8 protein-coding genes are annotated in these 7,391 nt (G+C 34.7%); all 8 read left to right on the top strand.

Features of this window, described 5'->3' with window-relative positions; all coding sequences use genetic code 11:
- On the top strand, window positions 1–192 hold a 192-nt coding region (locus BLV53_RS17245), incomplete at its 5' end, for a GNAT family N-acetyltransferase (RefSeq protein WP_139298986.1).
- Window positions 193–203: 11 nt separating this feature from the next.
- On the top strand, window positions 204–1,136 hold the full coding sequence (locus tag BLV53_RS15240; protein ID WP_090302434.1) for a glycosyltransferase family 2 protein: 933 nt from the start codon (window positions 204–206) through the stop codon (window positions 1,134–1,136).
- A gap of 175 nt (window positions 1,137–1,311) precedes the next feature.
- Entirely contained in the window at window positions 1,312–2,898 is a 1,587-nt protein-coding gene (locus BLV53_RS15235) for a glucosyltransferase domain-containing protein (protein WP_090302432.1), read from the top strand.
- Window positions 2,899–2,900: 2 nt separating this feature from the next.
- Window positions 2,901–3,863, top strand: coding sequence for a glycosyltransferase family 2 protein (locus tag BLV53_RS15230; RefSeq protein WP_090302430.1), 963 nt, complete (start codon window positions 2,901–2,903; stop codon window positions 3,861–3,863).
- Between the two features lie 61 nt (window positions 3,864–3,924).
- The gene (locus tag BLV53_RS15225) at window positions 3,925–5,355 is read left to right on the top strand and encodes an MBOAT family O-acyltransferase (RefSeq protein ID WP_090302428.1); all 1,431 of its coding nucleotides are present in this window, start codon (window positions 3,925–3,927) and stop codon (window positions 5,353–5,355) included.
- 27 nt (window positions 5,356–5,382) lie between these two features.
- A complete protein-coding gene (locus BLV53_RS15220; RefSeq protein ID WP_139298985.1) occupies window positions 5,383–6,279 on the top strand; it encodes a hypothetical protein in 897 nt (298 codons plus the stop codon).
- Window positions 6,280–6,426 carry a hypothetical protein gene (locus tag BLV53_RS17140; RefSeq protein WP_170830899.1) on the top strand — a complete coding sequence of 49 codons (147 nt, stop codon included), beginning with the start codon at window positions 6,280–6,282 and terminating at the stop codon, window positions 6,424–6,426.
- Between the two features lie 21 nt (window positions 6,427–6,447).
- Window positions 6,448–7,380 (top strand): glycosyltransferase family 2 protein, encoded by a 933-nt coding sequence (locus BLV53_RS15215; protein WP_090302424.1) that lies wholly within the window; start codon window positions 6,448–6,450, stop codon window positions 7,378–7,380.
- The last annotated feature ends 11 nt before the right edge of the window (window positions 7,381–7,391 follow it).

The raw sequence follows: 7,391 nt of genomic DNA, 5'->3' as shown, positions 1-7,391 counted from the left end.
GAACTTATAGTAGACTATGCTTTTTCACATTTGAGTATGCATAAAATATATTTAAGAGTTTTATCTGACAACATTCGAGCATACAAATCCTATGAGCATGCAGGGTTTGTAAAAGAGGGATTATTCCATGACGATGTTTGTATAGATGGACTCTATCATGACGTGATTTTTATGGCTAGATATAAGGATTGAAGGTGCAGAAAATGAAAGTTTCTTTTGTAATACCATGCTATAGATCTGAAAAAACTCTGGAAATAGTAGTAAGCGAAATACAAAATAAAATGCAGCAAATGACAGAGCATACTTACGAAATCATTTTGGTCAATGACTGTTCGCCTGATGGCACACTAAGTGTTATTCGTAGGCTCTGTGCAGACAATGAAAATATCATTGGAATAGACCATGCTAAAAACTTTGGTCAGCACGCAGCTTTGATGGCTGGATTCAGCTTTGTATCAGGTGATGTAGTTGTATGCCTGGATGATGATGGTCAGACACCTGCTGACGAGGTAGACAAGCTTCTGGACAAAATAGATGAAGGCTATGATGTTGTTTATGCCGAGTACAAGCACAAACAGCATTCTGGGTTTAGAAACTTTGGTAGCTGGGTCAACAAAAAAATGACGGAAACCATGCTAAACAAGCCAAAGGAACTCTACGTTTCAAGCTATTTTGCTGCAAAAAGATTTATCGTAGATGAAATGCTCAATTACAAGGGCGCGTACCCTTATGTAATTGGATTGGTTCTTAGAAGTACAAAAAGTATTTGTAATGTAGAAGTAAATCATAGAGAGCGAATGGTTGGAGAATCCGGTTATAGCATGAAAAAGCTTCTTGGTCTTTGGATGAATGGATTTACTTCATTTTCTATTTTGCCACTTAGAGTTGCATCTTATGGAGGGTCTTTGATAGCGCTCATTGGATTTGTATATGCGATAATTGTTGTAGTCCGTAAATTAGTAGACCCTACCAGAATGCTTGGATGGAGTTCAACTATTTCTGTTATGTTGATATTGGGGGGGCTAATCTTATTGGTTTTGGGACTCATTGGTGAGTACATAGGACGTATGTATATTAATATGAATAATTCTCCGCAATATGTAATAAGAAGCGTGATTAAATACAATGACAAATAAAATGAATAAAAATATTTCGTAAAAAGCTAAATAGTATATGTTTTGTATTAACTTAAGATGCTGCTGAGCAAGAAGAGTTTGATTTAAATCTGAATATGTAGATGAAATTGAATACCAAGATAGAAAATGGTTTTACGATGTTAAATCTTTGGGAAATAGGTGAGGGATAATACTAGTGAATTATTCAAGTAAAATAGAAAAACTTTTTGAATGTGTGCAAGAACATTTTTCTGAGCAACAGCGTATCACATTTATTGCAACTATGGTTTTAGGCCTTATAGCACATGGATATGCATTGTTTAACCGCATTTCATATCATGATAATGCAGCATGTTTATTTTCATTAGGAGGAACATATGAATCTGGAAGATGGGCACTTGGCTTTATATATGATTTTCAGATGAAGACTACAAAGCTTTTTGCAGTGCCGGTTTTTAATGGGCTATTATCGATGATATTTATAGCTTTGTCTGCAATGCTAATTATTGAATTATTTAATGTAAGAAATAAAGTATGGGCATCTTATATTGGGATGATCATGGTTGCGTATCCGGTAGTGACAAGTATTTTTTCTTTTATGTTTACAGCGTGGGAATATTTTTTAGCATTGTTTTTATCTGTCTATACAGTATATATATTGCGAAAAAAACTTTCGATAGGGTATTTTGTAGCATCAGCAGCGATTTTGTCCATAAGCCTAGGGTTATATCAGGCATTTTTTGCGGTTACGATTGGATTATTTTTATTGACTATGTTTATGGATGTTATTAATGGCAAAATCACATCCATAAAAGAATATATTCTACATGGAGTTATAGCACTGTGTCAGTTAATTGTTGGGCTAGGTATATGGGCTATTATGCGAAAAATAACATTAAATCTAAAAGGTATAGAAGCTGTAGAATATAAAGGAATGAGCGATGGATATACAGTAGCATTATTTCCCAAAAGATTAGTCATAGCATATCAGGAATTTTTTTCTTTTTCGCAGGAAGGAATCAATGCAACTCTTTATCAGAGAGTATTTACAGCTATTATTGTGATAGTTGTTATTATGCAAATTGTGTATGCAGTTATAAATGCCAACCAAAATACATTAACAAAATGTCTTTCGATGGTTGGATTGGCACTTTTGCCATTGGCAATGAACGTTGTATATATTTTGTCTACTAGTGATGAGTATCAGGTGGATACGTTGATGCTATATGGGAATATATTTATTTTTATTCTGCCACTCCTTATGATAGAATGGCTCGAACAAATAGGGGACTCGTATGGATTTACTACTAAATTAATTTCTATGAGCACATGGTTGCAGATATTATCCTTGGTAATACTTTTAGTTGGATATACATATATGGACAATGCCGCCTATATGAAAGGTGAGATTGCTGTGGAGCAAGCTACTGCATATTTTACAGAGCTTGTTGCTAATATAAAGGCTACTGACGGTTTTGATGATGATATGGAAATAGTCTTTGTAGGATGGGATAAACTTGAGGATGCTACTAATGCAAAGATAGATGCTGATGATCAATTAGAGGCAATAAAGCTTGAGAAATTCCCGCGATTTACAGACATAATTGCCTATGGGGGGGCTAGATATTTTATGCAAGAACACTTGGGGTTTGGAAATGATAACCTAATAGAGGATGATGGTACGGTTGCATCTGAATATTTTGTAAAAGACATGCCAACATATCCTAAAGATGGAGCCATTGCAATTGTAGATGATCGTGTAATAGTTAAGCTTGGAGAATAAAGATGAGAAAAAAAATTTCGATTGTTGTTTCTGTATATAATGAGGAATCAGGTATACGCCAATTTTATAAACATACAAAATCTGTTTTGACGGGTATAACAGAAGAGACAGGATGGGATTACGAACTTATTTTTGTAAATGATGGAAGTAGAGACAAAAGTTTAGAATATTTAAAAGAATTTGCCGCGTTAGATGGGGAAGTCAAAATAATCAATTTCGCTGCTAATAGAGGGCATGAGGCCGCTATGATTGCAGGAATAGATTATGCGAATGGTGACGGAATAGTATGTATGGATGCTGATTTGCAACATCCACCAGAGGCAATAACAGGAATTATTGAAAAGCTTGATGCTGGATATGATGTCATATCAATGATTCGTACATCAAGAGCCGATGCGGGTATATTTAAACGGATAACTTCAGCGGCCTTTTATCGCGTGATGAATGCAATGTCTGGTAAAACACGATTTGAGAATAACTCTTCAGATTTTTTCGCTATTTCGAGGAGAGTAGGATTAGTACTAAAAAACGATTATCGAGAGCGAGTACGGTTTTTACGAGGCTATGTTCAGAATGTTGGGTTTAAAAAAACTACACAGGAATTTGAAGCAAGTGCTAGAGTAGCTGGAGTAAGCAATTATAATTTAAAAGCCTTACTAAAGTTATCATTGAATGCGATATGCAACTTTTCAGATGTTCCACTAAAAATGGGAATATACGCGGGAGTGTTTTCTTTGTGTATGGCATTTATTCTTTTAATTTATTCTATAGTGCAGTATTTTTTGGGAAATGTACCTAGTGGCTATTCTACAATCATAGTTGTTTTGTGTTTTATGTTTGGTGTTCTGTTTATGATTCTTGGATTTATATCAGAGTACTTAGCAATAATTTTTGCAGAGGTTAAGGGTAGACCGATATATACAGTTGATAGTGTCATTACCAAGGAAGGAGAAGAGTTACAATAGTTTAAAGGAAATTAATTAATGAACAGAAAATTATTTCATTTATATAGTGGAGGAGAACTAATTGCTATTTAACTCAGTGACGTTTGCACTTTTTTTAACAATTTTATTTGTAATCTATTGGTCTATACCCAATAAATATAGATGGACAGTACTTCTGGTTGCCAGCTACTATTTTTATATGAGTTGGAATGTGAAATATATTTTAATACTAATGTTTACTTCAGTAGTTTCCTATACGGCAGCCAGACTAATATATATATCTAAGACTAGTAAAGTAAAGAATTTTATTCTTGTGATAGCAGTTTTAATGACTCTGTCGGTACTTGTTGTTTTTAAATACCTGAATTTCATTTCAAATTCTGTAGTTGAAGTTTTTAACGCCTTTTCAATCCGTATTCATCCAACTACGTTGACACTAGTGTTACCGGCTGGCATTTCTTTTTATACATTTCAAACAATAGGTTATATGGCTGATGTGTATAACGGAAAGATTGAACCTGAAAAAAATATTGGTATCTACGCATTATTTGTATCCTTCTTTCCACAGATAATGTCAGGACCTATTGGAAGAGCTGATTCATTATTGCCACAGATAAAAAAAGAAAAAATATTTGATTACGAAAAAGCTACTTACGGAATGAAGTTAATGGCGTGGGGCTTTTTTAAGAAACTTTGTATAGCCGATGTCTTGGCAACTTATGTAGATACAGTATATGGCGATGTGTATGCACACAAAGGAATTGATTTCTTATTAGTTATTCTCTTCTACTCTATACAGATATATTGTGATTTTTCTGGATACACTGATATTGCTATAGGTGTGGCTAAACTATTTGGATATGATTTGATGATAAATTTTAAGTGTCCATATTATTCAAAAAGTATTAAAGAATTCTGGGGTAGATGGCACATTTCATTATCGACTTGGTTTAGGGATTACTTGTATATTCCTCTTGGAGGGAATCGTTGCTCTAAAGTAAAAAATTACAGAAATTTACTCATAACATTTCTAGTAAGTGGATTGTGGCATGGTGCAAATTGGACTTTTGTAGTATGGGGGGCGATTCATGGTGTTCTTCAAGTGCTTGAGAAGATATTTTATCAGCAGATTGCCGCTTTTAAAGCAAAAAGATTTGGGCGAGTTCTATCGGTTGTAATTGTTTTTATCCTATGTAGTATCGCATGGGTATTTTTTAGAGCAGACAACTTTGGTCAAGCATTCTACATTCTTTCTCATGCATTTGCTGGTATAGGAATCCCAACGACATTTGTTATAAATGGAATTGGTCTTGGTGGAAGCAAGTATATTACGATTTCAATATCGATATTACTTCTTTTAATATATGATTACTATGATATTCATGGCGGTACAATTGAAAAAATATCTACAAAGCCACCAGTAATCCGTCATGGCGTTTATGCGCTTTTGCTTTTACTTATTATGCTTTTTAAGGCTTCTGGTGAGGCACAATTCGTATATTTTAATTTTTAACTATACTTTGGTTAAAGAGGTTATTGCTTGAAAAAATTTATATTTAAAATAATTCCATATTTATGTTTTTGTTTAGTATTAATGGTAGGAGTTCCAATAATGGTTGATCCATATAATGTTTTTCATTGGAAAAATGCAAGGAATAATGGAGTGGAACCTAATAAAAATTATATTAAGATGAGCTACATACTTAATAATCCAAATAAGTACGATGCTTTTTTATTTGGTTCATCCAGAGTTGGAGCAATTCATACAGAGAAAATAGATGGGGTCGATTGTTATAATATGACTTACTCTATGGGGACGCCTTCAGAAAATTTGGCAAACCTAAAGACTATGTTAAAAGCTGGTATTAGGCCGAAACGTGTGTATATAGGTATTGATACCCTATCATATACTGTCGATGCAACATTACATAATAACGAGGCAGCAAGAGCAAGTTATGAATATTTAAAATCAGATTTTCAAAATTTTGCTGACCATTATTTTAGTTTAATTAATTCTGTTAAATCATTGTCGATTATTACTTCAGGAGTGGAAGCACCAGGAGTAGCGGAAATATATGAATATGGCTGGTGGGCAGATTATGATTATCAATCTAGCTATGATTGGACCCATGAAGGTGTTACAAAAGGGACGACTTATGAAATTGATGAAGCAGTTGACAATATTGCTGAGATGAATCAGTTATGTAATGAGTATGATATAGATTTCGTTGTGTTCACTAATCCAATGACTGCAATGGCTTACCAGGATGCTATAGACAATGGATATGAGGAATTTATAGATAAAATTAGTGAGTTTACAGAAGTGATTGATTTCAGTTACTTGAATGGAACTAAAGAGGATCATAGTCATTTTATAGATGAGAGTCATTACACTGCACAAGTAGGTGATGAGATGATAAAGGTGTTAAATCAGTAAATGCCGGCATATCCTGATGATGGTGTCCTATTTACAATTCTGGGATTTATATCAGAGTATCTTTCTATTATTTTTGCTGAGGTAAAGGGAAGACCAATTTATATAGTAGATAGCATTATTACTAAGGATGGAGAAGAATTACAATAACTTGGAAGAGGAAATATAGTAATGATTAATAAGAAGTTATCAATAGTTGTTCCTTGCTACAATGAGCAGGAATCAGCTCCTATTTTTTATGATACAGTACATGGGATGGAGGATAAGCTTGCTTCGGTAGAGCTGGAGTTTATTTTTGTAGACGATGGTTCCCGTGATAATACACTTGAGGTATTGCGACAGCTTCATGATAGAGATGAACGAGTACATTATGTATCTTTTTCAAGAAATTTTGGCAAGGAGGCAGGAATTTTTGCAGGTCTTCAGAAATCTACAGGTGATTATGTGGTAATCATGGACGCTGATTTACAGGATCCACCAGCCATGCTTCCAGAGATGCTTTCTTACATTGAGTCAGGTGAGTATGAGCGTGTTGCTACCCGACGTGTGGACAGAAAGGGTGAGCCACCTATTCGTTCATGGTTTGCAAGAAAGTTTTACAGACTTATGAATAAAATCTCCAGCGCTGATATCGTGGATGGAGCCCGTGATTATCAGATGATGACCAGAAAGGTTGTTGATGCCATCCTTGCTATGGGTGAGTACAACCGTTTCTCAAAGGGTATCTTTGGATGGGTTGGCTTCAAAAGCAAGTGGTTGGAGTTTGAAAATGTGGAGCGTGTTGCAGGAGAGACTAAATGGTCCTTCTGGAAGTTATTCATATATGCCATCGATGGCATTGTAGCTTTCTCTACAGCACCACTTATCATGGCATCAGTGTTTGGTGTAATCATGTGTCTTGTTGCATTTATTTTTATCATCGTGATTATCGTAAAGACGTTAATTCTTGGTGATCCTACCAGCGGTTGGCCATCAATGGTTTGTATTATATTGCTTGTTTCTGGCATCCAGTTGCTTTGCATGGGTGTTTTGGGGCAGTACCTTGCCAAGGCATATTTGGAAACAAAACATAGACCAATCTATTTAGTGCAGGAAGAGAAATAAGATTTTCTGTA

Source organism: Pseudobutyrivibrio sp. ACV-2, assembly GCF_900107545.1.
Lineage (GTDB): Bacteria > Bacillota > Clostridia > Lachnospirales > Lachnospiraceae > Pseudobutyrivibrio.
Note: the sequence above shows the minus strand (reverse complement) of the source record. Positions and strands in the feature narration are given on the sequence as shown.